The following is a 26,541-nucleotide window of genomic DNA, read 5'->3' as shown; positions in this document are numbered from 1 at the left end:
AGCACTGTCAGGGTCAAGAGGATTTATGAGAATTGGCGAATTTGCCCGGCAGACGGGCACGAGCATACGCATGCTGCGTTATTACGAGGCGGAAGGGTTGTTGACACCCACACGAACGGCCAGCGGATATCGCGACTATGGGCAAGCGGAGAAAAATGTTATCGAGCGCATCAAGCTGCTTGGGGCTGCCGGCATGACGCTTCCTGTGATTTTGCAGTTTTTGCCATGCGCCCTTGATGCCCGCGCTGAGTTTGAGCCTTGCGACGAGCTTCGGTCAATCCTGCGCCAGCATATGGCGCTTGTTGACCAGCGTGTTGATAAGCTGGTGCAAAGCCGCGCATTGCTGTCAAAGCTTCTGACCACGCTGGATGAGCAGGACCCAAATCTTTGATATTGCCGTGTCGTGGCAGCTTGGCTCGAGTAAGTTGAAGGCTGTATTGTTGTGTCCCTGTGATAACTGGAGAAGAGTAGACAATGTTAATCAGACCTGCGACCTCTCTTGATGCGCAAGGTATGAGTGATGCCCTGAACGAGATTTTTGCAGCAGGCTTGCGCAAAAGTGCTGGTGATCCGCAATTGGTGCTGGCGAACTATATTGAGCACAAGGACCGTATCGAGTGCTCAGTCGCGCAGGATGATGGCCGTATTTTCGGCTTTCAGTCGTTACGATTTGCGACTGTGGATAATCCATATGGCACGCCAGTGGGGTGGGGCATTATCGGCACGCATATCAGTCCGCTTGCGGCCAGAAGAGGCATTGGCTCGGCCCTGTTCCGCGCAACCTTGCAGGCCGCAAAGAGTTTTCCGCTAGATAATATTGAAGCCGCGATCGGTGCCGATAACGAAGCAGGCTTGGCTTACTATGAGACAATGGGTTTTCGGACCTATCGCTCTTCAGAAGTGACGATTTGCAAGGTGTATCGTATCGAGGTTGATGGGCATCAGCCTGTTTGAAGGTGCATTTCTGCGATGGGGGGATCGCAAAAATGCTTTTATGTCACGCTGATCGTGTAACGGCAGCAGCCTGTGGCAAAACTTCCTTCTCCTCACCCTTCTGTGCCGTAAAGCTGAATTTCTTCCTTAGCCGCAGGATCGGTTTTTCAATGAAATGCCACGACCCCATGGCAATTACGGTTGCGATGGGAAGGGATATGACAAAGTGCAGACAGGGTGATGTCAGCTTCGGGAACAGGTTCACCAGGGCCTGCTGAAAGGGATATCCATAGAGATAGATCCCGTAGGAATAGTCTCCCCGATGGTAAAGCGGAATGGGTGGGATGCGTAGCATTCCGACATAGACGGTGAGATAGACCAGCATCGGCGCAAAAATCGTGCAGAGCGTGCTGCCGCTGACCTCTGGAAGCGCGAAAGAGGCTGCAATCGGAACGATGCAGGAGATAACCGCCAGCGTCCAATGTTTCGGAATGAAGCGGCGGAACAGGAAGAACACCGACCCCAGCATGAAATTGACATAGAGCATCAGGCCGCGCAGGCCGATAAAGTGGTTAAGCAGGGTGTAGCCGGAGCTTTCAGGCGGAAAGAGCCCGCCCATGCTCGACGGACTGATGTTTTCGACCTTCAGGGCAATGATGATTACGGCGACACAGGCCGTCGCCACCAGTGCCATAAAAGGACGCTTTAGAAGGCCAAAAATGATCAGCGCTGACATGATGGCATAGCAACCGATCTCATAGGGAACAGTCCAGAGAGAGCCATTCACGGTCGATGGAAACGGATTTTGCTCGAAGACGCCCGGTAGGACATAGTGGATAACGCCAAATATATTGGCGAAATAGGCCCAGAACTCATAGGACTGAAAATAGGTCGGTAGGCTGACCGTGGTAAACAGTGGACCGAGGATCAGTGCAGCGAACACAATGTCGACCGCAAGCGCCGGCACGATCCTGATGCCGCGATTGAGCAGGAAGTCCTTCAGGCGAAGGCGGATGGCGCTGCCGGTAATCAGAAAGCCGCTGAGCGCAAAAAACATTGGCAGGATAGCAGCCTGCAGTACCGTGATTCCGGGCTGCGAAAACTGATATTTTTCACCTTCGGCAATCAGGAACGAATGGTCGAGTAAAACCATGACTGCCAGGAAAATCCGCAGAAAATCAAATCCTGGACCGATGCCTCGATGTTCATCCAAAACAGAACCAATCGACTTCATCTAAAATACCTCGATTATAAAAGACTAGAATTAGTTATATTGTAAAACTGATATGAACTAATTCGTTATTTGATCAATTAGTTTCCTTATTCAGGAAAATACTGTTCAAATTTTGATCGATATATTTAGTTGAAATTTTTGATACTGCACTTTCGTGGGAAGGGGGCTGCTTCACCCAAGCGATGGACCAGAAAATGGACGATGCTCAGGCCTCGGCACTGCCATCAAAATTCAGGCCTGTTATCGCAGGTGATTGGGGTTATGGAGAGGTAGGCCCGGCATTCGACCGGTTGAAGGAGCTTGGAGGTGTGCGGACTTTGCCGCCTTGCCGGACGAGCTCTAACGGGCAGATGCAATCTGCTCGATAATGGAAATAATGATTTTGCGTGTATTGGAGTTTTTAATTCTGGCGAAACAAGTGTTGAGTTCAAGCGCGTCTGAACGTGATGTCGCTTTCACCAGATCTGTCAGCTCGCTTGAGGTATCCTCTGGCGCTGCTACGGCACTATCGGCGGTGTAGGAAAAATCGGGGTCCATTCCCAAGAGAGTGGCTGCAGCAGCAAGTCTGCTGGCGCTCATGCCGTTGATGCCCTTTTCATATTTATGCAGCTGTTGGAATGTCACGCCCAGTTCTCTTGCAACGTCGGATTGGCTCATCCCCTTATTCTTTCGGGCGCTTTTCAAGCGTTCTCCCGCCAGGATGTTATAATAATGCACGTCAGGTGTTTTTTTGAGCAATGTCATCGGCGATCTCAATACACTACAGCGGAAATTAACTCATGTTTCGTTCTGTGTTTTACAATATGATCAACGGTCAAAAAATGAGAGAAGATTGTCGGCTGTTCGTCCTATTTTAAGACGTAATACTGTAAATTGTGTTTATTTTTGGAGTTTTCTAATCAATTGTCGGGGTTTTATTTTTTTAAAATATTAAGTAAATATCTTTTTAATCAGCGCTTTAGTCATTTGAACGGTAGATTCTGGTTTAAGTATTGAAAATTTTAAATGTTACAAAAAATTTTAAATCTGCGTAGTAGAGGAAAAGCCACCTTGACAGACTTCAGCATATCAATTTTTGCCGGAAGGCTTCTGCAATGGCGTGTGATCTGCTGACGGCGCCGAGCTTCATCATGATATTGCCGACATGCTTGGTCACGGCCTTTTCGGAGACCCCGAAAATCACGCTGATTTCCCAATCCGTTTTGCCATTGGCAATCCAGCCGATGACTTCCCTTTCCCTCGGGGTCAGTCGAGTTGTCTGTCTCTGGCCTGCGTTATGTAGTTCCAACGTGCGTGCGAAGATGAGGCTCGCGATCAGCGCCATGCCGGTTCTTGCCTGCGGAGAATCATCGATGTCGCTGCCGGCGAATGTGACGCCAGCGCGGCGTCCATCCAAGGATACAATGGGCAGGGTGAAGCCATTGCTGACGAAAAACTCCTTGGCCTGATCCATCAGCCATTTTTCGTCGCGGCTTATGGGTAATGTTTTGGAGAAATCCGACCAGACGAAGGAGGGTTCCGATTTGACTATGTGTCGGATGGCAGGGTCTTGAAATGCGAGGTTGTCGCGGAAATAGAGATGCGACCATTCGTCAGGCCAGTCTGCAAGTAAAATACCCTGCATTTGCTGGCTGGGTAGCATTCCAATTTCTGGTGGAAATCCTAGAACGATATTTTTAACACCGTACCGGCTTGTCGCATGTTTTGTTAAATCTACAATATTTTTTACTGTGTCTGTTTGCTTTATTTGAGATAGAAATGATAAGGTTTTATCAAGGTTTGGCGATGTCATGTCTTTAGTCATTGCTACCCCCATTTTTTAAAGGGTTTTATATTACTTGTTTTGTATGAAAATTATATAAGACATACTATCAAAAAAAGTCAAACCCCGCGAGAGAGGATCATTTTGGCTTAAGCTTTAGGATTGTGAGCGCAGTCGCCATTGAACCTGGTGAATAGTGTTTCTCTTGCGGGATTCGAACCGGCGGCGCGGCTTAAAAGGTTAGGACGCATCAACATCTCGGTGGCTTGGCACCAATCTCTGGGTGAGATATCAAAAATGAAAATTGATTGCCGTCCCTTTGTTTTCCGCCTCCCATCCGTGGAGAACTTCCATGAGCAGATTCTGGAGCCCGATCGTTCGATCCCTGATGCCTTATGTGGCGGGCGAACAACCCGCCATCAGCGATCTGGTCAAGCTGAACACCAATGAAAGCCCTTACGGTCCTTCGCCGCATGCGATTACCGCGATGCGACAGGCAGTGGATGACACGCTTCGGCTTTACCCCGATCCGACTGGCCTGCCGCTTCGCCATGCGATTGCCAAGAGCCACAATCTCGACCCGGGCGAGGTGTTTGTCGGTAATGGTTCCGATGAGGTCTTGGCGCATACGTTTCAGGCCCTGTTGAATCACGATAAGCCGCTGCTGTTTCCGGATGTCAGCTATAGTTTCTACCCAACCTATTGTCGGCTCTATGGCATTGATTTCCGGGAAGTTGCCTTGGACGATGCCATGCGAGTGCGGATTGAGGATTATCGGCAGCCGTGTGGTGCGATCATCCTGCCCAATCCCAATGCACCGACGGGTATTGCCCTGTCGCTTTCGGAGATTGAAACTCTCGTGCGTGACCATCCCGATCAGGTGGTGGTGATTGATGAGGCCTATGTGGATTTCGGTGCGGACAGTGCCATTCCGCTGGTCAAAACCTATCCGAACCTGCTTGTGGTTCAGACTTTTTCTAAATCGCGGGGCCTTGCCGGATTGCGGGTTGGCTTTGCTGTTGGGCAACGGGCGCTGATCGAGGCCTTGGAGCGGGTCAAGGACAGTTTCAATTCCTACCCGCTTGATCGGCTGGCGCTCGCAGGTGCCGTTGCCTCCTGGGAAGACCGGGAATGGTTCGAGCGTCACCGCGATCTGGTTGTCGCCAGCCGGGAGCGTCTCTCCCTCGGTCTTCAGGAGTTGGGTTTCGAGGTCCTGCCATCCTCAGCCAATTTTGTGTTTGCCCGGCATTCGGACCGGAGTGGTGCGGATCTTACATTGGCGCTGCGACAAAAATCCGTGCTGGTGCGCAATTTTCAAAAGCCACGGATCGGTGATTTTCTACGCATCAGCATCGGCACGGATGCCGAATGCGACCGGCTGCTGGAGGCTCTGAGCGAGATATGAGGCAGGAGTTAACGATCGATCCGGCAGAGGATCGCCGTCGTGTCGTCGCTTTGCTTGAAGCGCGGAAATTGTAGTCCGTCGGGATCGACCTCGCGTTCCAGATGCCGTAATTCGGTGACTAGGGCTTTCAATCCGGCGGTTGCGGCCCGTTTGACCAGACCGGCAGGATCATAGGCCTGGTAGAGGCTGACGAGATCGGCCAGTCCATCCGAGCAGATCAGCGCCGTGGCGCCCGCCTCGACGGTCAGGACTGTGCGAACCAGGTGGTCGGCGGTATCGGGTATGAGTCCCAGAGACCAGACACTGCCGCCGGGCGTGTTTTGCTGTTCGCGTTTGCTGCGTAAATTTTCCAATGTTTCGGTGTCGCTTGTGTGGGCCATGCCGCTTGCACCGATGCCGCCCGCGCGCTCCACATGGGCGCGGGCGGCTTGCTGCTCACGCTCAAATGCGTCAGGCAGCGCCATGTGGGTTTCCACCCGGCCATCGTCATGCAGAAGGTAAAGAACGCTATCGCCAAGGCCAATGAATTCTGCGCCATCCGGCGTGACCCGCAGGGCGGCCAGGGCCGCCAGCGGCCAGGCATAACGCGGCTGGTCGCCTGCGGCTGCGGTAAAAAGCTCATGGGCGTCGAAAGCGATGGCGCGGATCACCTCGGTGACATTGGTGTCGCAGGTCAGTTCCGTGGTCAGTCGCTTTGCAGCAAAATGGGCAATCCAGGCGGCATCGGAACCGTAGCCATCCATGAATTGGACGTCGCCCAGCCCGGTTGCGCCGTCGAGCACGAAAGCGGCTTGCTCATTATACCCCAGCCTGTCCTCGTTGCTCCGGTCGCTTTTTCCCGGATCGCTGATCGTGTCGATGATGGCCAGGGCAGGGGTGGTCAAGGCTGGCGTGGCAGACATAGGCACTCTTTCGTTAAGCCGCAGCTTTGAAGATGCGCGAAAATTGGCCTATCGCCTCAAGGACCGCAAAATAAAAATGCTGAAAACGAAACACACCGCCGATGTTTTCGCCAATGTGTTGCTTAAAGGTGGTGGGGTGCCTCAAAGGTCATTCGGTCAGGCTGCCGTGCGGTTGCTTTGCCGTCTGTCGCTGCCGCGCATCGCTGCGGAGCTTCCCGGCTCGCGGATCGCGGATCGCCTGTTCAGTTGGAACCGGTTGGCCAGTTCTGTCAGCTTGGCAGCGCCGCTGGAAAGCGCGTCGCTGATAGTGTTGATCGTATTGACCATGCCGGCGTTCTTTTGCGTCATCTGATCCAGCGCGTTCACTGCGGAACTGATTTCGCCAAGGCTGGTGGACTGCTTTATCGCGGCTGTAGCAATGGCCTCGATATTGTCATCGATGGATTGAACGAAAGATTCGATCCGGTTCAGAGCACTGCCTGTTTCCCCGACCAAACGCACACCGTCTTTTACTTCATTGCTGGATTTGCCGATCAGTTCCGAGATTTCCTTGGCGGCCTTGGCGGAACGCTGGGCCAGTTCGCGCACTTCTTGTGCCACGACAGCAAAGCCCTTGCCGCTTTCGCCTGCACGGGCGGCCTCCACGCCCGCGTTCAAGGCCAGGAGATTGGTCTGGAAGGCGATTTCATCGATGACGCTGATGATGTTGCTGATTTCCTTCGAAGCACCCTCGATGCGGCTCATCGCGTCCACCGTCGAGTTAACGACTTTCACGGATTCGGTTGCTGCCTGGCGCGCATCACGCACCAGATCTCTGGTGTTCTTGGTGCTCGCACTGGATTGATTAACGACGGTGGTAATGTCCTCCAATGCGGCTGAGGTTTGCTCAAGTGCGGCGGCCTGTTGTTCAGAGCGTTGGGCGAGACTCGTGGAGCTTTCCTGGACTTCCCGGCTGTTGGCGGCCACGGACGCCGTTTCCGTCAACACCTGTGCCAGCGTTTCTTGAAACTTGCCGATCGACATGTTGAAGTTTGTGCGCAGGTGGTCGAAGGTCGGGATGAACGGCTCGTCGATTGTCATGCGGATATTGCAGTTTGAAAGGCGTTCCAGACCGGCCGCGATGGCGTCGATGGCTTTGACGCGGCCAGTCACATCGGTTGCGAATTTCACAACCTTGACGACTTTTCCCTTTTCATCGAAAATTGGATTGTAGGTGGCTTGAATATGAACGTGTTTTCCACCTTTGCCGATGCGCAGAAACTCGTTGCTCTGATATTCGGCCGCGGCGAGGTTGCGCCAGAATTGCTTGTATTCAGGCGAGGCAGCATAGGCGGGTTCGCAGAACATCGAATGATGCTTGCCGGCGATTTCGCTTAAGCTATAGCCCAGTGTTTTGCAGAAATTCTCGTTGGCTGTGAGAATCTGGCCGGTTGGCGTGAATTCAATGACAGCCTGAGAGCGCATCAGCGCATCAATTTTGCCGTCACTGTCCATGGTCTTGGTCTTCGCAGCCGTTATGTCGGTTGCGATTTTCACGACCTTGTAGGGCTTTTTGCCCCGAAAAACCGGATTGTAACAGGCTTCGATCCAGATCGATTCCCCGGTCTTGGTCAATCGTTTGTACTGCCCTTGATCGAACTGGCCGGAGCCGAGTTTGGCCCAGAACTCTGCATAGGCTGGATTTTTGACGTCTTCGGGATCGACAAAAATCCGGTGGTGCTTGCCGACGATTTCCGATTTTTGATAGCCGATCGCCTTGCAGAAATTGTCGTTCGCATCAAGGATATTGCCATTGAGGTCAAATTCAATGATGGCTTGAGACCGATTGATGGCTTCCAGAACGCCTTTATTGTCTGCACCGAAGCCAAACGACAACAGTCCCATTTAAAATGCCTCCTACGTGATGAGGCTTTATATTCGATTTCTATTGATAATGCGTAAACATATGAATTAGCATATATAAATTCAATTCACGGGTGGGTTTTTGAATTCTATCAATTATGGGTGTGGTGCGGAAATGTCATCAATCCGCCACCACCATCAGGTCGTCCCCTGCAAATTTCAGGGTGACGGTTTCACCGATTGCGGCAGGCCTGACACCAGGATCGTTGAACATGTCGAAGGACAACGTGGCGCCGCCGACGTCCAGCCGGGTGCGGATGACCGAGCCCAGAAAATGGCTTGATGTGACGGTGCCGCTGATCCGCACATCCCCTTTGGCGCCTTCGGAAGGCGATCCCGCTTCCGGGCGCAGCGCCACAGTAACGGTTTCGCCATTGGCCTTGCCCAGCGGCTTTTTCAGGCTCACCTGCTGGTCGCCGATCAGGATCGTATTGGTGGATGTATCCGTCACCTTTGCGTCGATCAGGTTGAGCGTGCCGACGAAGGAGGCGACGAAACGGGTCTGGGGATGGTTGTAGATTTCCGAAGGCGTGCCGATCTGGTCGGCGCGCCCGCCGTTCATCACCACGATCCGGTCGGAAATCGACAGCGCCTCCTCCTGGTCATGGGTGACGAACACGGTGGTAATGCCAAGCTGGCGCTGGATCTGGCGGATTTCCTCGCGCAGCGATACGCGGATCTTGGCATCCAGCGCGGACAGCGGCTCATCGAGCAGCAAAACCTGCGGCTTTGGCGCTAGCGCCCGGGCCAGCGCCACGCGCTGCTGTTGGCCGCCGGACATCTGGTAGGGATAGCGCTCGGCCAGATGATCGAGATGGATCAGCTTCAGCATTTCCATCACCCGGCTGTGAATTTCCGTCTTGGGCTTCTTGGCGATCTTCAGGCCGAAGGCGACGTTGTCGAACACATTCATATTTGGAAACAGTGCGTAGGCCTGGAAGACCATGCCGATCCGGCGTCGATTGGGCGGCAGTTTCGTCACGTCCTGCCCATCGATGACAATCGAGCCGGAGGAGGGCGTTTCAAACCCGGCCACCATGCGCAGAACGGTTGTCTTGCCGCAGCCGGACGGCCCCAGGAAAGAGATGAACTCCCCTTTATTCACCGGCAAATCGAATTCCTTGACGACGGTATTGGCCGCGAAACTCTTGCTGACCGCTTCGATCCTGAGGAAACTCATCGGGTTGCACTCCTTGGGGGCATGGAAGAGGACAGCGGGGCCTGACGTGCGATACGGCGTGGCAACCAGCGCTGTCCGGGTTTTTTATTGGCGAATACTTGCATGAGGACCATGCAGCCCCAGGTCAGCGCAAAGGACAGAATAGCCAGCGCTGCGGGCTCATAAGCACGATCCTGGCCGATCTTGACCATATAAGGGCCGAAGGCCGGGCGATTGAGCAGGCTGGCAAAGACGAATTCACCCAGCGAAATCGAAAAGGTCAAAAAGGCGCCGGAGACAATGGCCGAGCGGACATTGGGAAAAATCACCTCGGCGATGGTGCGCAGCCGCGATGCGCCGAGGCTTTCGGCGGCTTCCGTCAGGATGGTGATATCGATGGCGGCCATGCCATTGTCCACGGCCCGAAACATATAGGGCAAGGACAATGTGACGTAGCCAATCACCAGCAGGATATTGGTGCCGTTTTCCGACATGGTGAGCGGCAGATAGGAATTGGAGCCGAACAACCGGATATAACCGAACACCAGCACAACGGGCGGAATGATCAGCGGCAGGAGGCTGACGAACTCGACGATTGGCCGCAGTTTCGGCAGCCGCAGCCGTACCCAATAGGCAGTGGGCACGACGATGACGGCACCGACCACGATCGCCATCAGTGAGGCAAAGGCTGAATAGCCGAGGGTAGACAGAAACTCGTCGCTGGAAAACACCGAACGGTAAGCGGCAAAGCTCCACTGGCCCCGCAGCATTTGCAGGGAAAACTGGAAGGTCGCATACAGCGGAACGAGGAAATAGGCGGCGGCGACAAGGACGATGACGGTCGAGACCAGCGGGAAGGGCTTTTTCATTTTTGCCACCGTTCGGCGCGGCTGCGCAGGATAAGATAGAGGGTGTTGGTGACGGCCATGATGGCCACCATGCCAACCGCCAGCGCATAGCCGAGATTGGGATTGTACAGCACATTGCCTTGAATCTGCTGGTAAAGCACGATTGGCACAACGCCGAAGCTCGAGCCGGTCAGGGCATAAACGGTGACCAGCGTGCCGAAGGCATTGGCAAACAGCAGCAGGAAACAGCCGAGAATGGAGGGGGTCAGCACCGGCAGGGCGACCATTTGCCAATATTGGCGGCGGGTGGCGCCGAGAATTTCCGCCGCTTCGCGCCATTCGCCCTTCAACCCGTCGAGAGCGGGGGTGATGATCAGGACCATCAGCGGCAACTGGAAATAAAGGTAGGTTATCGCCAGGCCCCAGAAGGAGAACAGGCTGAAGCCCGTGCCATAGAGATTGAAGCCGAACATGTCTCGCAACAGAACCGTGACCAGACCCAGTCGGCCGAGCGTGGCGATGAAGGCAAAGGCCAGCGGAATACCGGCAAAATTCGAGGCGACACCCGAAAATGTCATGAAGGCCGTGCGCACCCAGCGCGGCAGGCCACCGAGAATAATGGCATAGCCCACCAGAAGACCGGCGATGGCGCCAAGACAGGCTGCGGCCAGGCTCAGGCGCAGCGACAGGGAATAGGCGGCCATGATATTGGGGGTGGCCAGGCTGATGAAATTCTCCAGCGTGAAATCACCGGCAGGATTCTGGAAAGAGCCTTTGACCAGATACAGGATCGGGCCGATCAGAAACAGAATGGCAAACAGGAAAAACGGCAGCACACCCAGCCAATCCCAGTTCATACGGCTTTTGGAGCGAGGTGCTGGTTGCGGTCTGGAGCCTTCGACTATGGAAAGGCTGGGCAGGGGGGCGTTGAGCGTCGGTGCACTGGGCCTGGATGAATTTGGCACGGATGCACTGGCTGGCGAATGAAGCTCGGTCTCCGCAACGGTCATGCCACTTTTTCCCTTCAAATTAGGCACGCAGGCCGGTAAAAACCGGCCTGCGCAAAGGTGGAGTGAAATTTCAGCACTGGCACTAACTTATTGTGCGCCCATCTGCTTTGCCCAATCGGCGGCAACGACGGCCTTGGCAGCAGACTGTTCGTCCAGCGTCGGGAAGAGCGCCTTGGCATAGCCTGCGGCATCCGGCATCTTGTCGAGCAGGGCCTGCGGAATCTTCTTCTTTTCAGCCAGATCGTTGAAGCGGATCGGGTGGCAATAGCCAGCCAGCCAGCCGAGCTGACCTTCGTCGGAATAGAGGTATTCCATCCACAGCTTGGCAGCATTCGGATGCGGTGCGAAGGCCGAAATCGCCTGAACGTAAACGCCGGCGATGACCGAATCCGAGGGAACGACAACGTCCATCGGCGGGTTGCCAGCCAGCTTGTCGCGCATGGCGAGCACGTTATAGTCCCAGTCGAACAGGATCGGCGTGGTACCCTGCGCCATGTTCTGGGCCGAACCGTTGACCGGCACGAGATTGCCCTTTTCCTTGAGCGACTTCATGAACTCGATCCCGGCCTTGGCGGCATCGGCACCAGCCTTGCCGGACTGCGCGGCGCCAGCGGCATATACCGTCATCATCGAGCTGTTGCCGGTGCGTGGATCGCCAGGCATGGCAACGGAATTGGCATATTTGGAAGCGGTCAGGTCGGCAAAGCTCTTCGGCACGTCCTTGACGATATCCTTGTTCACGCCGATGGCCAGAACACCGTAATAATCGCCATACCAATAGCCGTCTGCATCCTTGGCCGAAGCCGGGATCGAATCCCAGGTGGAGACCTTGTAAGGCTGAACGAGACCATCTTTCTTGGCGGCAGGACCGAAGGACAGACCGACATCGATGACATCGGGAGCCTGTGGGCCGGTATTGCCCTTATTGGCCTTGATCGCTTCGATTTCGTCGCCGGAGCCCGCATTCGGGTTCAGCTCGTTGACCTTGATTTCAGGATATTTTTTCTTGAAACCGGCGATCACGTCGCCATAGCCGCACCAGTCATGGGGCAGGGCGATGGTGGTCAGCATGCCTTCTTTTTTGGCAGCTGCGATCAGCTCGGCGCTTGGCTCGGCGCTCGCATAGGCGGCCGATGCGACGACCATGGCGGTCGAGAGGGAAAGAATGCGGTGCAAACGGATGTTCACGTGTGTCCTCCTTGTGGATCTGCAAATCTTCGATCTGCAAAATTGTCTGCGGTAAGCCGAGCGACTGCATAGGGGGCGCAGATGATAGTTATGTGACGGATAGGGTGGGTGAGCACTGCTATAACGGCCATATCTGCAAGTATTTCTGCAACGGTATTCTTGGAGACAATCTGCGGTATCGCTGATAGCACGGATGACCCGGCCGAGCAGGTAAAAGCCATGACCCTGGATTTTGCGCGCGCTGCTGCTGAGATGACAGGTATCTGCAAGCGTCGATTGTTCCCCTCCGGTCTTTGCCGGTTTATTGCGCAAAGATAAGACGACAGAGGGTCACCGAGTCAATCTGCCCCAACCGGAAAAAATGACTTTTCCCTGTTCAGCCTAAGGGGATATCGGGGAATTGGCGCTTAGTTCCCTGATTTGAAAAAGAAAATAAGTTCTTTGTTTCGAAAATTCAGTCCTATGGCTTTGTCGTGCAGGCATGCCCACTGGGCGCGCTTTGTCATCCGCGCCTCTGTGCCTGTGCGAATACTGGGGATCCACGAGGCGCTTTTCCAGCATTCTCTGTTGTTACGACGGTTGCAGGCTGGGGAATGGCGCGAACAGGCATGTGAATTGCATGGGCATTTGAAAAGCTGGAGATTGATTTTTTCTCGACTGAAATTGATTTTAGACAAAGACTGAAAACAGGGGCCTGTATCACAGGATCGTGACGGGTCTCCAAGCCATCCGGATATGCCGGTCCGGCTCAAAATAACAAGATCCAAAGGGAGCAGCGAAGACTGCGTGCGGTTTGCAACGGTAACAACCGGCAAACCGAAAGGCAGAGGCTGCCGAGGTGTTTTGCCTTGGCTTAACTGGGGGTCATCATGACCGGTTATAGCGACGTCGATAAGCAGGAAGACCTGCATATCCTCCATTCCATGGGCTATGCGCAGGAGTTGGAGCGGCGCATGAGTTCGTTCTCGAACTTTGCGATTTCCTTCTCGATCATTTGTATTCTGTCCGGCGGCATCAATTCGCTGGCCCAGGCGACATCCGGGGCTGGCGGGGCGGCCATCGGCATCGGCTGGCCGCTGGGTTGCCTCATTTCCGGCGTCTTCGCGCTCGGCATGGCGCAGATTGCCTCGGCCTATCCCACCGCTGGCGGGCTTTATCACTGGGGCTCGATCCTTGGTAATCGCTTTACCGGCTGGGTGACGGCCTGGTTTAACCTGATCGGCCTGGTCACGGTGCTCGGTGCCATCAATGTCGGCACCTGGGGCTTTTTCGCTGGCTCGATTGCCGGCTGGTTCGGCATCAATGTCGATACGACGACGGCGGGCGGCTTTGCCAACCAGATCTTGTTTGTGGCCGCGATTACGGCGGTGCAGGCGCTGATCAACCATCTTGGCATCAAGCTGACCGCCAAGCTGACGGATCTCTCGGGTTATCTGATCTTCATCACCGCCATCGCCTTGACAATCGTCTGCCTGATCGGCGTGAAAACCTGGGATTTCTCTCGCATCTGGACCTTCACCAATTATTCCGGCACGCCTGCTGGCGATGCGCCAGTCTGGCCGCAAACCGGCAGTGTCTGGTATATTTTTGCTCTCAGCCTGCTTTTGCCGATCTACACGATCACCGGCTATGACGCTTCTGCCCATACGTCGGAGGAAACCATCAAGGCGTCGGAATCGGTGCCGAAGGGGATTATTTCCTCGGTCTTCTGGGCGTCGCTGTTCGGCTACATCATGTTGCTGGCCTTCCTCCTGGCTATTCCTGACATGAATGAAGCGGCAGCCCAGGGCTGGAACGTGTTCTTCTGGACGCTGAACAGCGTCACCCACCCGGTTGTCGCCAATATTCTCTATCTTGCGATTTTCGTTGCGCAATTCATCTGCGGTCTGGCAACGGTCACTTCGGTATCACGAATGATCTATGCCTTTTCGCGCGATGGCGGCCTGCCTGCCTCCAAGGCACTGTCCAGCGTCAGCCCAAGGTTCCGTACTCCGGCGACAGCCATCTGGGTTGGGGCTGTGCTGTCGGTGCTGTTCGTCTGGGGCGCTTCGCTCGTCACCATTGCCGGAGCCTCGGCCTATACGATTGTCGTCTCCTGCACGGTGATCTTCCTGTTCCTGTCCTTCGCCATTCCGATCGTGCTCGGCATGAAGGTGATCGGTACGGCGAAATGGCCGAAAATGGGGCCGTGGAACATGGGGATCGGCGCTTACAGGTTTGTCGGTTTGCTGGTCATCCTGGCCATGGTTGCCATCTTCATCATTGGTGTACAGCCGCCCAACCAGTGGGCGCTGTATATCACTGTCGGTTTCCTGGCGCTGACGGCGCTGATCTGGGTTCTGTTCGAGCAGCGTCGCTTCAAAGGCCCGCCGATTGGCGATGAAGTGGCAAAGCGGCAGGCGGAAATTGCTGCTGCGGAAAAGGCTGTCGGCCAAGCCTGAATAGCCTGACCTGATACGAAGAGGGGTCGCCTGGATCGGCGACCTCTCTTTATCTAAATAAACGTGTGAGGCTATTTTCTTTTGAAATTTGAAATTGTGGTGGCGAAGCCACCGATTTTCCCTTTTTGATTAGTAGTTATTTATATTAGATACCCTACCATGGCTGGTGTGGGTGAGGAGGAAAGCCCGCATTCGGGAGGTTCAAATTTTCTGAGGTTTACACTGTGGTCAGACGCAAGGCGCGTCATTGACCTAGCTGTTCCTTTTTTACCTTTTCCGATCCCCTCTTCGATCCTCCGGTGGAAGGAGTGATGCGACCATGAAAACCTATGCGAATTGGAGTTATCCGACCGACATCAGGGTTGGGCGCGGGCGAATAGAGGAACTCGGCGATGCCTGCAAATCTCTTGGTATGCGCAATCCGCTGCTGGTAACCGACCGCGGACTGGCCTCGCTGGCGATTACCAGGGTGGCGCAGGAAACGTTGAGTGATGCTGGGCTTGACTACGCGCTGTTTGCCGATGTCGAGCCCAATCCGACGGAGCTTAATCTGGAAGCCGGTCTAGTGGCGTTTCGGCAAGGCGGTCATGACGGCGTTGTCGCCTTTGGCGGTGGATCGGGGATCGATCTGGGTAAATGCGTGGCTTTTATGGCTGGCCAAACCCGGTCTGTCTGGGATTTCGCCGCTGGCACCGAAGGCTGGCGCGACGCCGACGAGGCGGCAATTCTGCCAGTTGTGACGGTGCCGACCACCGCAGGGACCGGTGCCGAAGTGGGACGCACCTGCGTGATCACTAATACCGTCACCCGCGTCAAGACCGCGATCTTTCATCCGAAAATGCTTCCGGCAATCGTCATTTGCGACCCGGAACTGACGGTCGGCATGCCAAAGTCCATCACGGCTGGCACCGGCATGGATGCCTTTGCTCATTGCCTGGAGGCCTATTGTTCACCGGTCTACCATCCACTCGGCCAGGGTATCGCCATCGAGGGGATGCGTTTGGTCAAGGAGTTTCTGCCCAAAGCCTATCGTGATCCGGTGGATCTGGAAGCCCGGCTCAACATGATGTCGGCGGCGGTCATGGGGTCGATTGCCCTGCAAAAAGGGCTGGGGGCCATTCACGCGCTGTCGCACCCGATCGGCGCGGTCTATAATACCCATCATGGCACAACCAATGCGGTGCTGATGCCAATGGTGGTGTCTTTCAACCGCAAGGCGATAGAGCGCAAGATCGAGAAACTGGCGGGCTATCTGGAAATCCAGGGCGGCTTTGATGGCTTCCATGATTTTCTGATGGTGTTTCGTGATGATCTCGCCATTCCGCATAATCTGAGCGAGCTTGGCGTGCCGGGTGACCGGCTGGACGACCTGGCCGCCATGGCGATCCGCGATGCAAGTGCCGCGAGCAATCCCGTCAAGATGACTTTGGAAAATACCACCGCATTGCTGGCGGAATGTTTTTGAAAATCTGGCTCCAGCTTACGGCAAGCAAGGTAACCTAGAATTTCATTCACAAGAACTGATATATGTCATTTGCTATTTATTAACCATTTTTAGCAAGGATGTATTAACCGGGCGCCATGAATAGCCGGGTGCCTGTTAGAGCGATGAGTGGCTCAATCATAGCATCGAGGACACCAATGCCAGTCATCTCATTTGCCAATGCCAAGGGCGGCGCAGGTAAAACCACAGCGGCGCTGCTGCTTGCCACAGAACTTGCCCATCAGGGCTACCGGATCTGTATTCTCGATGCCGATCCGCAACGCTGGATTACCCAATGGTCGGAAGCCGCCGGGTTGCAGCACAATATCGAAGTCATTTCCGAAGTCAGCGTTGGGTCATTGCAGGGCCATATCCGGGAAGGCCGCAAAACTGCCGATTACGTTATTATCGATCTTGCCGGTGCGCGGGACGCCATCGTTACCATGGCGATCGGACTTTCCGACCATGTGATGATCCCTGTCCAGGGCTGTGCCATGGACGCCAAGGGTGCCGCCCAGATCCTCGACCTGATTGAGCAGATGCGGATAGCCGGCAATCTGGTCATCCCACATTCAGTGGTTTTGACGCGGGTCGCCTCGATGGTCACCACACGAGCGCTTCTCGCCATCAAGGGCCTGCTGGCGGCGCGTGGGGTGAATGTCATCAATACGCCGATTGCCGAGCGCAACGCCTTCCGTGATATTTTTGAAACCGGTGGCACGGTCTATTCGATGGACCCGGCCAAGGTCAGCAATCTGGATAAGGCCCAGGAAAATTCACGCGCCTTTGCTGCGGAAGTCGTGCATCTGCTGCCGGTCAAAGTGGTGCGCAGCCTACGCCCGCGCCTTTTGCGACTGATCGGCGACGCCGCCTGAGATTTGTACATTGGTATAAGCAAAAAAATGCCCCGCTACGACAACCGTTGGCGGGGCGTTTTTATGTGCTTAAGATTGACCGCACTCAGTCAACGAATTCCACGGTGACGCCCGGTTGTACCATCTTGGCTAGTTCCGTTGCATCCCAATTGGTCAGACGGATACAACCATGGCTCTGGGTGCGACCGATCTTTGAGGGCTCTGGCGTGCCGTGGATGCCGTAGGTTGGCTTGGATAGGGCGATCCAGACAGTGCCGACCGGGCCATTCGGGCCTGGCGGAATATTCAGCACCTTGTCATTGGCGCCCTGCTGGAAATTGACCTTCGGATTATAGGTATAGCCGGGATCGAAGGCGACGCGCTGCACCTGCACGGTGCCGGACGGCGATGGCGTATCGTTAGAGCCGATGCTGGCCGGATAGGCGGTAATCAGTTGGCCATCCTCGCCGTATGCCAGAACCTGTTTGCGGCCCTTGTCGGCAACGATGCGGGCAACCCTTCCGCTATGAGGCTGGCCGATGCTCACCACTTTGACGGTGCTGCCGGGAACAGTGAAATCGACACCGGGATTGAGCGCTTTCAGATAGCCCTCATCCATGTGGAACTTTTCCGCCAGCATTTCCGTGGTGGATGTATAGCCAAGCGATGGCATCGCAGCCTTCTGGCTGTAATCCTCAGGAATTTCCGCCACATAGGGTCCGGCGGCATCGGCAGCGGTCAGAGTATAGCTGGTGAAAGGCAGGCCGCCATTCATCCGCAGCCGCTCCATGATGGCGTCGGTGTCGTTAGGGTTCAGCGTTTCGCCGGTCTTCTGCTGCCAGGCTTCCAGTGCCTTTTGAACATTCATACCCATATGGCCGTCGATAGCCCCCGGTGAAAACCCTTCGCGGGCAAGAAACACCTGAAGTGCTGTGATTTCCGGCTTGGCCTTGCCGCTGCTGCCAAGCGTCGACGGCGCCGCGGTTGAAGGGGAAGCAGGCCTCGCCAAGGCATCGTCGCTTACCGCGGGGTCATGATTGACGTTTTGCGGATAGCCCTGGCCGAGCGGCTGACGCTCAACGGGCTGATCCTCGGGAATGCCGCCGGTCGCCATGTCTTCATCGTCATAACCGCCGCCAGAAGGAGCCGGAGGATAATAATCATTGGGATAGCGGTTACGGTCGGTACGGCCATAGACCATGTCGGCAGGCATTTCCGTGGCGATAAGATTGCCGGAGCGGTCGATCAACACCGTGCGGCCCATGCGGTCGCGGCTGATCATCACCGAGCCCTGTTCGGGAACGAAATCCAGAACCTCGCCTGAGGGAGTAATCAGCACGGTATTCGGGTTCTGCCCGTTATAGGGGCTGCGCGCCATCGCAGGCTGCGACACGGTTGAGAGAAGCGCGACGACGATGAGACCAGTTTTCCAAAGCGGCTGCACGGGTGATCTTTCCGGTTGGTTTCTTGCATAACGCCCCAAACCCTATCCGGTTCAGGGGAAATCGAGGCGCTTGCGCCAAAGCATGGACAATTGCTTATCATGCGCTGAGACACCGTAATTTTGACGCTAATATGGAAAAATGAAAACGAAGTGAAGAAACTCTTAAACCCTTATGCATCGCTCCAGATAGAGGCCCCAGCCAAGTTTGGAAAAATCGTTGCATAAACAAAGAGATAGCGAACGACAGGATGACCGATGCGATTACGTCAGTCCCTCAGAATTAACAGAGTTTTACACGGTAAAAGCAGGGACTACTGCGTTTTTACACGGTGTAGGACATGGCATAGGCCGCCATTGGCGCGCTAATGCTGTGCGGATTGCAGGAGGAGACGAATCATGAAGCTACAGGCAGCCAAGGGACCGATCGTTGAACTGGACCCGACATCGGTTCTGGATATTCGCACCTTGATCATCAATGGGGTCGATCTTTCGCCGCACCGGGCCATTCCTGATGATGGCGATTCGCGTATCGACCATTCCCTGGAAGGTTTTCTCTTCACCTGCGGCCCGGACCATATTCGTCACCCGGAACCGATTGGCGATGGCAGCGACCGACGCTACCCGCTGCATGGCTCGTTTTCATCGCATCCGGCCAGGATTATTGACCAGAACGACACCGAATGCCGGGCTGAAATTCCAGTGCGCCATGCCGATGGCGGCCAATCGCTTCTGGAGCGCCATTGGCGCATCGACGCTGAAACCGGTGTTGTTGCGTTGCGCGACCGGATCACAAATAGCGGCCATGCGCCATTTCCCGTCATGCTGATGTATCACATGAATATTGCCGCGAAACTCTTTGACGGTGCGGTGCGGATGGAAGGCGCAATGCTGGACGACGGCGGTTTCGGCTGGCGTTTCGGCGCGGAGCCGGGCGGGGTGTTCTGCGTTGCCGCCAACGGCGACAAGGCGGGCGCGGATGGCTGGGCGGAGTTTCGGCTCGGCCCAATCGCCTCGGTTGGCGGGCTGACGCTGGTGGTGCGTTTTGACACGGCAAGCCTGCCCTTCCTGCAAATCTGGCGCAACCAGCAGGCGCCTGCCAATGTGGTGGGCATCGAGCCGGTCTCGCATCGCTGGGTTGGACGTGACGATCTCGCCAAGGGCGGCAAACTTGACCTGTTGGCGCCGGGCGAGAGCCGGGAATTCGGGCTGGATTTCTTCTTCGTGTGAGGTCTGGTGCGTCTGTAAGCCGCTTGCGGCGTTGACGCCCCGGTATCCACATCGTAAATGTTTGGCCGATTTCGGTTCAGCCGGTTTTGAAAAGGATGCGACGATGAATATCAGGCCGATCAACGAGGAATATTCCGTCAGCGGTCAGATCAGTCTCGAGGATCTGGATGATATCAAGGCGCTGGGCTTCAAATCCATCGTTTGCCATCGCCCGGATGGCGAAGAGCCCGGTCAGCCGGATTTTACCGCTATTGCTGCGCGGGCCGAGGAACTTGGACTTGCCATCCGCCATATTCCGGTTGGCCCGATGGGGGTGACGCCGGATGCCGTCGCCGCCATGGTGGACGCGCTGGATGATCTGGAGCGTCCGATGCTTGGCTATTGCCGCTCCGGCGCCCGCTCCACGGCGACCTACGAACATAGCCTGCGCCAGCGTTAAACGTTCAAAAAAACTACCCACGCTGCGGCAAAGTCCGCAGCGTTTTCGTGTTTCATAACCTCAAGGAGATTTTCCATGTCCATCAAGCGTATCGAGCCCGGCAAGCGTATGAGCGGTGCTGTCGTCCACGGCAATACGGTCTATCTGGCCGGTCAAGTCGGTGAAGGCACGGGTGTCACCGAACAGTCCAAGTCGGCGCTGGCCGAAGTGGATCGCCTGCTGGCCGCTGCCGGTTCCGACAAGTCGAAGATCCTGCAAACCATCATCTACCTCTCCGACATGTCGACTTTCGCTGAAATGAACGCTGTCTGGGAAGCCTGGATCGACCCCGCCAACCCACCGGCCCGCGCCACCAGCGAAGCTGCTTTGGCAACGCCGGATTACAAGGTCGAGTTCATCGTGACGGCTGCGATTTAAGGGGCTTTTACAAGCCGCTTATGGGCTCTCGTTAATTCCATAAAGTCTTTAGATGGACACTTCTGCTTCTACACGAGGCAAAAGTGTCCTTCTTAAATCGTAGCACTCCATCATGCCTTTGTTGCAAAAGGAGATGCAGTTGTCAGTTTTTGTTGATCCTAAAACCCGTTTTTTTCTGAAGATATGGACTTTTGTATCTTCAGCCTTGTGTGCACTTATTCCTTACGGATATTATTCCAGGTGTGAATCAGAAAGCCCGTTTACAATTTTATCAGTTTATTCAATTTATTTTTATGTTTTGATTTTTTATCTTTTTTCATCTTTGATGGCTGAATATTTTATTAAAGGATATTTATTTTTAATTACCGATGTTATTTTCTGTGTTTTTATTGTTAAACATGTTGTTGTAATCGAAATACTCATGCCTTTGGTGCATGGAGTTTTATCTGAAATATTTGGAAATATAGAGGATTCGCTGACGGGCAGAGGTCCATGCAATGCCGACGTCGTATTCCATTATCAGTGGGGCTATCTCTTCTATGTTCTTGCCGTTAGCAGTTTCTTTTTATCGACGATTCTGGGTTTAATTGTATTCCTATCCGATCGGCGACATGAAAAGAATTGATCACCTACTTGTTTGGATTAGCCCTTTTGGAGATGTCTAATTCGGCGTTGAAGTGCTTTTCCTTGCGGTGAGGGGATTTCATGTCTAACTGATTTTATCGGCGGATAATATTATGGCTTCCTTATTGAATTCCAGGGTTAACTTACTTCTTAGATTTTTTGCGCTGTGTGCGTTCGTACTGTCTGTTTACTACCCACAAGGTTATTACGCGACTTGTCATCTAACCACGGATATCTCCTGGTTTCAGGAAAAATCCTTCTTATTTTATGGGGTTTTGTTGTATCTTCTGACCTCATTTGTTTCTGCTGTTTTAAAATATGAAAAATGGCTTTTGATACCTGATCTATGTTTTCTAATGGCTCTTCTGTATTATTTTTTATTCGACTTTGTAACGGGGTCGATTTTGCACGGCGGAGCCAACCTCATTTTAGATTATTTTTTCAGCTCGCTTTCCAATATCCTTACGCAGGATGTCGCCTGCGGTAGGGATGTGGGCTTACATTATGAAAACGGATATTTGTTCTATATTGCGTTTATCATCAGCTTTTCGCTATCCGCGCTACTCGGTTTGGTTCTTGTTCTCAAACGGCCACGGGAACACCAGCAGTAGCTGAAGTGGTGTCTGCTTGTGTTCCCGGTGGCCGCTTCCGTCCTCAGCTCTTCTCCCTGATCTGTGTCAGCGTGCGGGTCGGCGTAATTGCTTCTGCATCCAGCTTGATTTCGATGATCGACGGTTTGCCAGAAGCGCGGGCCCGCTTAAACGCCGCCGCGAAATCCTCAGTCTTTTCCACCAGCTCTCCATGTCCGCCATAGGCCTGCGCAAAGGCCTTGAAATCCGGGTTCACCAGATCGGTGGCGCTGATGCGGCCCGGGTATTCGCGCTCCTGATGCATGCGGATCGTGCCATAGGTGCTGTTGTTGATCAGCAAAACGATGATCGGCAGATTGTAGCGCACGGCAGTGATGAATTCCTGCCCGTGCATCATGAAGCAGCCGTCTCCGGCAAAGCAGATCACTTCACGTTCGGGAAACTGCGCCTTGGCGGCCACGGCAGCGGGCAGGCCGTACCCCATCGAGCCGGAGGTGGGGGCTGCCTGGGTGTTGTAGCCCTGAAAACGATGGAAGCGGTGCAGCCATGTGGCGTAATTGCCCGCGCCATTGGTGAAGACCGCGACTTTCGCGGTATTGGCTTCGATCCATTCCATGATCGGTCCCATCTGCACGGCACCGGGTCCGGTCTTAGGCGGCGTGGACCAGGTCAGATAGGCGGCATGCATGGCTTTTGTCCGCTCGGCCCAAACCGGCGAGGCTGGTACTTTGAGGCTTACCAGAGCGGCGACAAAATCCTTCGGACTGGCGCAGATCGCCAGATCCGGGCGATAGACTCGGCCAAGCTCTGACGGGTCGGGATAGACATGCACCAGCTTTTGCTTGGGGTAGGGGATGTCCATCAGCGTGTAGGAGGACGATGGCATTTCTGAAAAACGCCCGCCCAGCAACAGGATGAGATCGGCTTCTTTCACCTCTTTCGCAAGCGCCGGATTGATGCCGATGCCGACATCGCCCGCGTAATTGGGATGCAGATGGTCAAACAGCATCTGGCGGCGGAAGGAGCAGCCGACCGGCAGTTTCCATTGCGCGGCAAAATCTTCAAACGCCTTCACCGAGGCCTCATCCCAGCGGGTGCCTCCGAGAATGACCAGCGGGCGCTCCGCCTTTTCCAGCATCGCACCAAGCGCAGCGATCTGGCTAGGGCCGGGATGCGCGTCCACCGGCATATAGGGGCGGGCTTCTGGCGCGTCCGCCTCTTCCACCAGCACATCTTCCGGCAGGGTCAGCACCACGGGACCGGGACGCCCGGAGGTGGCGACCGCAAAGGCGCGGCTGACAAATTCCGGGATGCGGGCGACATCATCGATCTCGCCGACCCATTTGGCAAATTCGGTAAAGGCGCGACGGTATTCGACTTCCTGAAACGCCTCGCGTTCGCGCATGTCGCGGGCGACCTGTCCGATAAACAGGATCATCGGCACCGAATCCTGCCGGGCGATATGCAGGCCCGCCGAGGCATTTGTGGCGCCGGGACCGCGCGTTACCATGCAAATGCCGGGCTCGCCGGTTAACCGGCCCCAGCAATCGGCCATCATCGTAGCCCCGCCTTCCTGGCGGCAGACGACGGTTTCAATCTGGCTATCGACCAGCGCGTCCAGCACCGCCAGATAGCTTTCGCCGGGCACGCAGGCGACGCGCTTCACGCCATTGGCCTTCAGGGCTTCAACGATCAATTGTCCGCCGGTTCTTTTCATCGCGTAATCCTTGGATGTGGTTTGGCCGAATTTAAGGTTGTGGCGGCCCGCTGCTGTCGGAAACAGGCCTGGACGCATGTTTGCGCTCCCGCCAGATGATGGTGAGGCCGGAGCCGATGATGATGGCGATGCCCAGCCATTTCAGGGCATCCGGCAGGTCATGGAAGACCAGCCAGCCAAACAGGGTGGCGGTGACGATTTCCAGATATTGCAGCGGCGCGAGCATCGAGGGTGGTGCGGCGCGATAGGCAAACACGCCCAGCACACCGCCCACGGCGGCGGTGGCCCCGGTGCAGACGAGCCAGATGGTGCCGGTCATGTCAGGCTGGACCAGATCGAACATGGCGAGGTTCATTGTCTGGCCTATGGCGATCATGATGGTGCAAAACACCATGGCCCAGCAGCCGGTTTCCACCTGCATGACGAACGGGTCCTGATGGCGCGACAATAGCCGCGTCAAAATTGCAAAAATGGCGATGCAAAAGGCGGCGATGATCGGCAGGAAGGCGACAGCGCCGACTTCCTGGAAGCTGGGCTGCACCACCAGCATGGCGCCGATAAATCCGGTGCCACAGGCGAGGTAGCGGCGCCAGCCGATTTTTTCCTTGAGGATAATGCCGCTCAAGATCGTCAGGATGATCGGCTCGACGAAAAAGATTGCCACGGCATCGGCCACTTCCATGGTCCTGAGCGCGGTGACAAAGGTCAGCATCGACAGGCAGAGCACCCCCCCACGGATCATATGCAGTCGTGTGTTGGACCAGGACAGTTTCAGCCATGTGCGGCGTATCATCAGCACGGGAAGCATGAAAAGGATCTGAAAGAAAAACCGGGCAAGGCTGATTTCGGCAGCAGGCATGGTTTGCGTTGCCAGCTTGGAAAACACATCCACCAGCGGCGTGACCAGTACCGACAGGACCATCATGCCAAGTCCGAACGTGACGCCGGAGAAAAGCGGCGCTTGGCTGGATGTGCCTGAAGGGGCGCGCGGTGGAGTGGACATGCGGAATTGTCTCGCTTTTGATCGTCTGTCTATACCGTCCATCATGCCCGGCGGCACGTGACTTTCTGTTATAGGGTCATTCCAAACCGGAATGAACAGTCTCTAGCCCCAGCGCCTTTCGCGCCCAATCCCGAAACGTCGTCATGGCCTCGTCACGACCAATTTCGTTGAGCGTTTCATGCCGCATGGCCGGATAAAGGGTCAGCGTGACATCGGTCAAACCGGATTGCCGCAGGCGGTGGTCCAGTGCGCGGGTGGCCTCGCCGCCCTTGGTGGCCGGGTCCTGCCCGCCGCCGACCAGATGAATGGGCAGGTCGGCCCGCAGCCGGGCAAGGCGGGGCAGGGTGGCGGTCTGCGCCGTCAGGTCAAGCACGTCCATCCATAGGGAATTGCTGGCCTGAAACCGGCAGAGTGGATCATTGGCGTAGAGATCGACTTCCGCGTCATCGCGGCTCAGCCAATCGAACAGAGTGCGCCTGCCGGATACGGACTTGCCCCAGGCCTCGAAGGTTGCCTTGGCCATCAGCAGGCTTGGCACGTCAGACCCTTTCAAGGCCCGCTCGATCTTCAGAACCAGCCGGGCGAACCGGGTCTCGATGCCGTTGTTGAAATTGGAATTCCACACCGCCAGCGCCTGAAAGCTTTCCGGGAACTCCGTGGCAGTGCGCAAAGCGATCAGCCCGCCCATGGAATGACCGAACAGCAGAACTGGCAGGCCTGGATGGTTGGCACTGGCCAGATCGCGGATTGCCTTGGCATCGTCGATCACCAGTGACACCCCATTCTTTCGCGCAAAGCGGCCAAGCGGCGCATTCGGGGCCTGGGTTTCTCCGTGTCCACGGTGGTCATGGGCGTAAACGTGAAAGCCCGAGGCGGCCATGAAGGCGGCAAAGCGGCGATAACGGCGCGAATGTTCGATCAGCCCGTGATTGACGAGCAGAATGGCCTGCCCATCCGTTGCCTGATGGTAGTGGTAGGCGATCCGGGCGCCATCCGGCCTTTGCAGGTAATGCGTTTCGTCAAACATGCCGTCCTCCCGATAGTGCCGAACGCGAATGGTGTATCGCGAGTCTCAACTCGTTCTGCCCCGAAAAATGACGTGATTTTGCTGCCAAGTGCAATTGCTGAAAGGCAGGTTCATACCGTTATTCAAGGTTGCAAGCCTGTTTCAACCGTTCCATGAAGACCTTAAGCGATTCGGAGAGAGAGCATCATGAAGCATTTTCACTATCTGGGTCTGGCTGCGGCGGTCTTTGTGACCTGTCATCCGTCTTTCGCAGCGGAAAAAGGCAGAACGACCAGCATTCTGGCCGTCAGTTGGCAACCGGGTTTTTGCGAGACCAAGCCGGACAAGCCGGAATGCAAGAGCCAGACGGCGGACCGCTATGATGCCAGCCATTTTACCCTGCATGGGCTGTGGCCGATGCGCCAGAACTATTGCGGTGTTGATCAGGCCGATATCGATGCCGACAAGAAAAGCCGCTGGACCGATCTGCCGGAAGTGACACTGTCTGCTTCCACTCGTCAGGCGCTGGACCGGGTGATGCCCGGCACACAGTCAGCCCTGGAACGGCATGAATGGATCAAGCATGGCACCTGCACCGGTCTTGGTCAGCAAGACTATTTTGCCGAGGCGATCGCGCTGATCGAGACCCTGAACGGTTCGGCGGTCAACGGTCTGTTTGCCGCCAATGTGGGCAAGACGGTCACCCAGGAAGATGTGCAGACGGCGTTTGATGCCAGCTTTGGTACGGGTGCTGGACGGCGAGTCAAAATGAGCTGTGAACAAGACGGCAACAGACGGATTGTGACGGAATTGACTATAGGACTTGGCGATGGCGATGCCGGTACGCCGCTACAGGAGCGCATCCAGGCAGCAGGCTCAACCAAGTTTGATTGCAACCAGGGTATTGTCGATCCGGTTGGGCTGCAATGAGCCTGCTTTAAGACCGAATATTG

25 protein-coding genes are annotated in these 26,541 nt (G+C 55.4%); 12 read left to right on the top strand and 13 right to left on the bottom strand.

Features of this window, described 5'->3' with window-relative positions; all coding sequences use genetic code 11:
• Positions 1-25 precede the first annotated feature (25 nt).
• Both FS819_RS09825 and FS819_RS09820 read left to right on the top strand, forming a co-directional pair.
• Positions 26-391 (top strand): MerR family transcriptional regulator, encoded by a 366-nt coding sequence (locus FS819_RS09825; protein WP_156546463.1) that lies wholly within the window; start codon positions 26-28, stop codon positions 389-391.
• 83 nt (positions 392-474) lie between these two features.
• On the top strand, positions 475-954 hold the full coding sequence (locus FS819_RS09820) for a GNAT family N-acetyltransferase (protein ID WP_156546461.1): 480 nt from the start codon (positions 475-477) through the stop codon (positions 952-954).
• Positions 955-997: 43 nt separating this feature from the next.
• Here the strand turns inward: FS819_RS09820 and FS819_RS09815 are convergent, their stop codons facing one another.
• The 3 genes from FS819_RS09815 to FS819_RS09805 all read right to left on the bottom strand — a co-directional run bounded on the left by FS819_RS09815 (position 998) and on the right by FS819_RS09805 (position 3,971).
• Positions 998-2,167: an acyltransferase family protein gene (locus tag FS819_RS09815; protein WP_156546459.1), complete on the bottom strand. Its 1,170-nt coding sequence runs from the start codon at positions 2,165-2,167 to the stop codon at positions 998-1,000.
• Between the two features lie 339 nt (positions 2,168-2,506).
• Positions 2,507-2,911 carry a helix-turn-helix domain-containing protein gene (locus FS819_RS09810; protein ID WP_156546457.1) on the bottom strand — a complete coding sequence of 135 codons (405 nt, stop codon included), beginning with the start codon at positions 2,909-2,911 and terminating at the stop codon, positions 2,507-2,509.
• 316 nt (positions 2,912-3,227) lie between these two features.
• Positions 3,228-3,971, bottom strand: a complete 744-nt coding sequence (locus FS819_RS09805) for a helix-turn-helix transcriptional regulator (RefSeq protein ID WP_197434011.1) — start codon at positions 3,969-3,971, stop codon at positions 3,228-3,230.
• A gap of 310 nt (positions 3,972-4,281) precedes the next feature.
• On the opposite strand from FS819_RS09805, the gene hisC reads away from it, so the two are divergent.
• The gene (gene hisC, locus FS819_RS09800; RefSeq protein ID WP_156546453.1) at positions 4,282-5,334 is read left to right on the top strand and encodes a histidinol-phosphate transaminase; all 1,053 of its coding nucleotides are present in this window, start codon (positions 4,282-4,284) and stop codon (positions 5,332-5,334) included.
• An 8-nt stretch (positions 5,335-5,342) separates the two neighbouring features.
• Here hisC and FS819_RS09795 read toward each other — a convergent pair whose 3' ends face one another.
• The 6 genes from FS819_RS09795 to FS819_RS09770 all read right to left on the bottom strand — a co-directional run bounded on the left by FS819_RS09795 (position 5,343) and on the right by FS819_RS09770 (position 12,301).
• On the bottom strand, positions 5,343-6,236 hold the full coding sequence (locus FS819_RS09795; protein ID WP_156546451.1) for a protein phosphatase 2C domain-containing protein: 894 nt from the start codon (positions 6,234-6,236) through the stop codon (positions 5,343-5,345).
• Positions 6,237-6,392: 156 nt separating this feature from the next.
• Positions 6,393-8,120 (bottom strand): methyl-accepting chemotaxis protein, encoded by a 1,728-nt coding sequence (locus FS819_RS09790; protein WP_156546449.1) that lies wholly within the window; start codon positions 8,118-8,120, stop codon positions 6,393-6,395.
• Between the two features lie 139 nt (positions 8,121-8,259).
• A complete protein-coding gene (locus FS819_RS09785) occupies positions 8,260-9,318 on the bottom strand; it encodes an ABC transporter ATP-binding protein (RefSeq protein ID WP_156546447.1) in 1,059 nt (352 codons plus the stop codon).
• Positions 9,315-10,166 (bottom strand): ABC transporter permease, encoded by an 852-nt coding sequence (locus FS819_RS09780; protein ID WP_156546445.1) that lies wholly within the window; start codon positions 10,164-10,166, stop codon positions 9,315-9,317. The genes FS819_RS09785 and FS819_RS09780 overlap by 4 nt, the downstream gene beginning before the upstream one ends.
• Entirely contained in the window at positions 10,163-11,002 is an 840-nt protein-coding gene (locus tag FS819_RS09775; RefSeq protein WP_060717667.1) for an ABC transporter permease, read from the bottom strand. The genes FS819_RS09780 and FS819_RS09775 overlap by 4 nt, the downstream gene beginning before the upstream one ends.
• A 240-nt stretch (positions 11,003-11,242) precedes the next feature.
• Positions 11,243-12,301, bottom strand: a complete 1,059-nt coding sequence (locus FS819_RS09770) for an ABC transporter substrate-binding protein (protein WP_070164567.1) — start codon at positions 12,299-12,301, stop codon at positions 11,243-11,245.
• 911 nt (positions 12,302-13,212) lie between these two features.
• Between FS819_RS09770 and FS819_RS09765 the strand changes: the two genes are divergently transcribed.
• The 3 genes from FS819_RS09765 (at position 13,213) to FS819_RS09755 (ending at position 17,142) form a co-directional block, all read left to right on the top strand.
• Positions 13,213-14,784 carry an amino acid permease gene (locus FS819_RS09765; protein ID WP_156546441.1) on the top strand — a complete coding sequence of 524 codons (1,572 nt, stop codon included), beginning with the start codon at positions 13,213-13,215 and terminating at the stop codon, positions 14,782-14,784.
• Positions 14,785-15,103: 319 nt separating this feature from the next.
• The gene (locus FS819_RS09760; RefSeq protein WP_060717665.1) at positions 15,104-16,249 is read left to right on the top strand and encodes an iron-containing alcohol dehydrogenase; all 1,146 of its coding nucleotides are present in this window, start codon (positions 15,104-15,106) and stop codon (positions 16,247-16,249) included.
• Between the two features lie 176 nt (positions 16,250-16,425).
• Positions 16,426-17,142, top strand: a complete 717-nt coding sequence (locus FS819_RS09755) for an AAA family ATPase (RefSeq protein WP_180574309.1) — start codon at positions 16,426-16,428, stop codon at positions 17,140-17,142.
• An 85-nt stretch (positions 17,143-17,227) separates the two neighbouring features.
• Here FS819_RS09755 and FS819_RS09750 read toward each other — a convergent pair whose 3' ends face one another.
• Positions 17,228-18,499: a L,D-transpeptidase family protein gene (locus FS819_RS09750; protein ID WP_156547051.1), complete on the bottom strand. Its 1,272-nt coding sequence runs from the start codon at positions 18,497-18,499 to the stop codon at positions 17,228-17,230.
• A 459-nt stretch (positions 18,500-18,958) separates the two neighbouring features.
• On the opposite strand from FS819_RS09750, the gene FS819_RS09745 reads away from it, so the two are divergent.
• From FS819_RS09745 to FS819_RS09725, 5 genes are all read left to right on the top strand, one after another.
• A complete protein-coding gene (locus tag FS819_RS09745; protein ID WP_234624612.1) occupies positions 18,959-19,792 on the top strand; it encodes an aldose 1-epimerase family protein in 834 nt (277 codons plus the stop codon).
• 103 nt (positions 19,793-19,895) lie between these two features.
• Positions 19,896-20,231, top strand: coding sequence for a protein tyrosine phosphatase family protein (locus FS819_RS09740; RefSeq protein WP_156546434.1), 336 nt, complete (start codon positions 19,896-19,898; stop codon positions 20,229-20,231).
• Positions 20,232-20,306: 75 nt separating this feature from the next.
• A complete protein-coding gene (locus FS819_RS09735; RefSeq protein WP_015916540.1) occupies positions 20,307-20,648 on the top strand; it encodes a RidA family protein in 342 nt (113 codons plus the stop codon).
• 139 nt (positions 20,649-20,787) lie between these two features.
• Positions 20,788-21,273: a hypothetical protein gene (locus FS819_RS09730; protein ID WP_156546433.1), complete on the top strand. Its 486-nt coding sequence runs from the start codon at positions 20,788-20,790 to the stop codon at positions 21,271-21,273.
• A gap of 112 nt (positions 21,274-21,385) precedes the next feature.
• A complete protein-coding gene (locus FS819_RS09725; protein ID WP_156533503.1) occupies positions 21,386-21,883 on the top strand; it encodes a hypothetical protein in 498 nt (165 codons plus the stop codon).
• A gap of 43 nt (positions 21,884-21,926) precedes the next feature.
• Here FS819_RS09725 and FS819_RS09720 read toward each other — a convergent pair whose 3' ends face one another.
• The 3 genes from FS819_RS09720 to FS819_RS09710 all read right to left on the bottom strand — a co-directional run bounded on the left by FS819_RS09720 (position 21,927) and on the right by FS819_RS09710 (position 25,609).
• Complete coding sequence (locus FS819_RS09720; RefSeq protein WP_156547050.1) at positions 21,927-23,579, bottom strand: thiamine pyrophosphate-binding protein; 1,653 nt, start codon at positions 23,577-23,579, stop codon at positions 21,927-21,929.
• Between the two features lie 31 nt (positions 23,580-23,610).
• A complete protein-coding gene (locus FS819_RS09715; protein WP_156546431.1) occupies positions 23,611-24,582 on the bottom strand; it encodes a DMT family transporter in 972 nt (323 codons plus the stop codon).
• A gap of 76 nt (positions 24,583-24,658) precedes the next feature.
• On the bottom strand, positions 24,659-25,609 hold the full coding sequence (locus tag FS819_RS09710; protein WP_156546429.1) for an alpha/beta hydrolase: 951 nt from the start codon (positions 25,607-25,609) through the stop codon (positions 24,659-24,661).
• A gap of 186 nt (positions 25,610-25,795) precedes the next feature.
• On the opposite strand from FS819_RS09710, the gene FS819_RS09705 reads away from it, so the two are divergent.
• Positions 25,796-26,518, top strand: coding sequence for a ribonuclease T2 family protein (locus FS819_RS09705; RefSeq protein WP_156546427.1), 723 nt, complete (start codon positions 25,796-25,798; stop codon positions 26,516-26,518).
• The last annotated feature ends 23 nt before the right edge of the window (positions 26,519-26,541 follow it).

It is taken from the genome of Allorhizobium sp. Av2 (assembly GCF_021462805.2).
In the GTDB taxonomy this organism is placed as follows: Bacteria; Pseudomonadota; Alphaproteobacteria; order Rhizobiales; family Rhizobiaceae; genus Allorhizobium; species Allorhizobium vitis_G.
The sequence above is the reverse complement of the archived record's forward strand: the minus strand, read 5'-3'. Positions and strand labels throughout refer to the sequence as shown.

Excerpts from the sequence above, each read along its gene's own strand:
- FS819_RS09735 (WP_015916540.1), top strand. The coding sequence starts at position 20,307 with ATGTCCATCAAGCGTATCGAGCCCGGCAAGCGTATGAGCGGTGCTGTC.
- FS819_RS09780 (WP_156546445.1), bottom strand. The coding sequence starts at position 10,166 with ATGAAAAAGCCCTTCCCGCTGGTCTCGACCGTCATCGTCCTTGTCGCC.
- FS819_RS09755 (WP_180574309.1), top strand. The coding sequence starts at position 16,426 with ATGCCAGTCATCTCATTTGCCAATGCCAAGGGCGGCGCAGGTAAAACC.
- FS819_RS09740 (WP_156546434.1), top strand. The coding sequence starts at position 19,896 with ATGAATATCAGGCCGATCAACGAGGAATATTCCGTCAGCGGTCAGATC.
- FS819_RS09770 (WP_070164567.1), bottom strand. The coding sequence starts at position 12,301 with ATGGTCGTCGCATCGGCCGCCTATGCGAGCGCCGAGCCAAGCGCCGAG.
- FS819_RS09810 (WP_156546457.1), bottom strand. The coding sequence starts at position 2,911 with ATGACATTGCTCAAAAAAACACCTGACGTGCATTATTATAACATCCTG.
- FS819_RS09820 (WP_156546461.1), top strand. The coding sequence starts at position 475 with ATGTTAATCAGACCTGCGACCTCTCTTGATGCGCAAGGTATGAGTGAT.
- FS819_RS09705 (WP_156546427.1), top strand. The coding sequence starts at position 25,796 with ATGAAGCATTTTCACTATCTGGGTCTGGCTGCGGCGGTCTTTGTGACC.
- FS819_RS09785 (WP_156546447.1), bottom strand. The coding sequence starts at position 9,318 with ATGAGTTTCCTCAGGATCGAAGCGGTCAGCAAGAGTTTCGCGGCCAAT.
- FS819_RS09765 (WP_156546441.1), top strand. The coding sequence starts at position 13,213 with ATGACCGGTTATAGCGACGTCGATAAGCAGGAAGACCTGCATATCCTC.
- FS819_RS09805 (WP_197434011.1), bottom strand. The coding sequence starts at position 3,971 with ATGACTAAAGACATGACATCGCCAAACCTTGATAAAACCTTATCATTT.
- FS819_RS09795 (WP_156546451.1), bottom strand. The coding sequence starts at position 6,236 with ATGTCTGCCACGCCAGCCTTGACCACCCCTGCCCTGGCCATCATCGAC.
- FS819_RS09815 (WP_156546459.1), bottom strand. The coding sequence starts at position 2,167 with ATGAAGTCGATTGGTTCTGTTTTGGATGAACATCGAGGCATCGGTCCA.
- FS819_RS09825 (WP_156546463.1), top strand. The coding sequence starts at position 26 with ATGAGAATTGGCGAATTTGCCCGGCAGACGGGCACGAGCATACGCATG.
- FS819_RS09710 (WP_156546429.1), bottom strand. The coding sequence starts at position 25,609 with ATGTTTGACGAAACGCATTACCTGCAAAGGCCGGATGGCGCCCGGATC.
- hisC (WP_156546453.1), top strand. The coding sequence starts at position 4,282 with ATGAGCAGATTCTGGAGCCCGATCGTTCGATCCCTGATGCCTTATGTG.
- FS819_RS09760 (WP_060717665.1), top strand. The coding sequence starts at position 15,104 with ATGAAAACCTATGCGAATTGGAGTTATCCGACCGACATCAGGGTTGGG.
- FS819_RS09790 (WP_156546449.1), bottom strand. The coding sequence starts at position 8,120 with ATGGGACTGTTGTCGTTTGGCTTCGGTGCAGACAATAAAGGCGTTCTG.
- FS819_RS09715 (WP_156546431.1), bottom strand. The coding sequence starts at position 24,582 with ATGTCCACTCCACCGCGCGCCCCTTCAGGCACATCCAGCCAAGCGCCG.
- FS819_RS09750 (WP_156547051.1), bottom strand. The coding sequence starts at position 18,499 with ATGGCGCGCAGCCCCTATAACGGGCAGAACCCGAATACCGTGCTGATT.
- FS819_RS09720 (WP_156547050.1), bottom strand. The coding sequence starts at position 23,579 with ATGAAAAGAACCGGCGGACAATTGATCGTTGAAGCCCTGAAGGCCAAT.
- FS819_RS09775 (WP_060717667.1), bottom strand. The coding sequence starts at position 11,002 with ATGAACTGGGATTGGCTGGGTGTGCTGCCGTTTTTCCTGTTTGCCATT.
- FS819_RS09725 (WP_156533503.1), top strand. The coding sequence starts at position 21,386 with ATGGCTTCCTTATTGAATTCCAGGGTTAACTTACTTCTTAGATTTTTT.